Below are 1,659 nucleotides of genomic sequence, written 5' to 3'. Positions count from 1 at the left end.
GTGTTGTCTCATCACGAGCCCGTCTTTCTCGACGGCCTCGGCGAAGCGCCGTTATTCCAGTTCGTCCAGCAATACAAGAATTTGTCGCTGAAACAGAACATCGCCATCGGTGCGCGCACGCTGGCGCCCCGCGCGCTTGCCGGGCGCCAGCAAGTCTTGCGCGTCGACCGTGTCAAAGCGGATGCTGCCGCCCAGCGCGCCCGGCCCCGCATCGGCGCTGGGCCCAGGCTGGATATCGACCTGTTTCAGCAGGTCGGGGTCGATGCCGCCCAGGTCGCCCCGGTGCTGGTGCAGGCTGCGTCCCTGGCGCGCGCCATCGATGCTGATGTTCAGGTTGGCGCCATCGACGCCGCGCAGGTAGACGCGCTGCGCATTGCTGGCGCCGCCGCCGATGCTGACGGCAGGCTCGTTGGCGAAGATGTCGGCCACGTCCATCGCCTGCTGGCGCTGCAGGGTCTCGCGGGGAATGCGCGTAATGCCGGGCAGCGGCGCGTCCGGCGCGGACTGGCCGATCAGTTTGACTTCGGGCAGGGTCGCCAGCGGCGCGGCTGGTTCGGCGAGTTCGGCGCGCGTGTCCATCGTTTGCTGGGCGAAAGCGAGTGGGGCGATGGGCAGCGCGCTGGCGCCAAGCAGGAACAGTGGAACGGCAAGGGGTACGGCATGTCGCATGGGAAGGTCGTCTTTATCAGAAGGGAAGCCACGGGGGGTAGGGAGGGCGCAGGTGCTGGCCTGCGCAGCGTCAGTCGAATCTGCTACAGCAGCGCTGTCCCGGGACTGGAAGTGGCGCGCCGCGCCGCTCCCGGTCCCTGAAATACCCGGTTGGCTTCATCTCGTCAGCCGCCATTCTGGAAGAGGCGGACGACCTTGGCTATTTGTATTTCTTGAGACGGCCCATCAGGAAAACTGAGGGCTGGCGCTCAATGGCAGGCGCGCTTGGCCACCAGGGTCAGGATGTCGTAGCTGGCCACCAGCTCGTCGTTCTGGTTGGTGACCTGCACGTCCCACGACACCACGCCCTGGCCCACGCCCTTGTCGTCGCGGCGCTGGCGGTCAACCTTGCGCTTGCAGGTGAGGCGCGCGCGGATGGTGTCGCCGATGCCGACCGGGGCGACGAAGCGCAGGTCGTCGAGCCCGTAATTGGCCAGCACGGGACCGGGCGCCGGCGAGACGAACAGGCCGGCGGCCGCGGCCAGCACGAAATAGCCATGCGCGATGCGCCTGCCGAACTGCGAATCGCGCGCGGCGATCTCGTCGAAATGCATGTAGAAATAATCGCCCGAGATGCCGCCAAAGCCGACGATGTCGGCCTCGCAGACGGTGCGCCGGTGCGTCAGCAGCGATTCGCCCACTTCCAGTTCGTCGAAATGCTTGCGGAACGGATGCTGCACGCTTTCGCGCACGGCGGCGCCGCGCACGTATTCGCCCGTCACGGCCGTCAGCATGGTGGGCGAGCCTTGCAGCGCCGAGCGTTGCAAATATTGCGAGATGGCGCGCAGGCCGCCCAGCTGCTCGCCGCAGCCGGCGCGTCCGGGGCCGCCGTACTTCAGGTGCGCCGACTGCACTCCTTGTCGGGCACCATGGCCATTTCGGAAACGTCGCTGAAAGACGTGGCCTTGATGACGATCGCCGAGATCAATGCCAAGGGCGGCGTTCCGGGAA

2 protein-coding genes and 1 pseudogene are annotated in these 1,659 nt (G+C 66.8%); 1 reads left to right on the top strand and 2 read right to left on the bottom strand.

Annotated features, from left to right (window positions below; all coding sequences use genetic code 11):
* Nucleotides 1-51 precede the first annotated feature (51 nt).
* Together JaAD80_RS28780 and JaAD80_RS28775 are read right to left on the bottom strand one after the other, a co-directional pair.
* Nucleotides 52-669 carry a TonB-dependent receptor plug domain-containing protein gene (locus JaAD80_RS28780; RefSeq protein WP_219726907.1) on the bottom strand — a complete coding sequence of 206 codons (618 nt, stop codon included), beginning with the start codon at nucleotides 667-669 and terminating at the stop codon, nucleotides 52-54.
* 248 nt (nucleotides 670-917) lie between these two features.
* A pseudogene (locus tag JaAD80_RS28775) lies at nucleotides 918-1,547 on the bottom strand (MaoC/PaaZ C-terminal domain-containing protein); the annotation flags it as partial.
* Between JaAD80_RS28775 and JaAD80_RS31795 the strand changes: the two are divergent.
* A partial coding sequence (locus JaAD80_RS31795; RefSeq protein WP_258003248.1) for an ABC transporter substrate-binding protein occupies nucleotides 1,506-1,659 on the top strand: 154 nt, incomplete at its 3' end. The pseudogene JaAD80_RS28775 and the gene JaAD80_RS31795 overlap by 42 nt on opposite strands.

This window comes from Janthinobacterium sp. AD80, from assembly GCF_002878455.1.
Taxonomy (GTDB): domain Bacteria; phylum Pseudomonadota; class Gammaproteobacteria; order Burkholderiales; family Burkholderiaceae_D; genus Janthinobacterium.
Note: the sequence above shows the minus strand (reverse complement) of the source record. Positions and strands in the feature narration are given on the sequence as shown.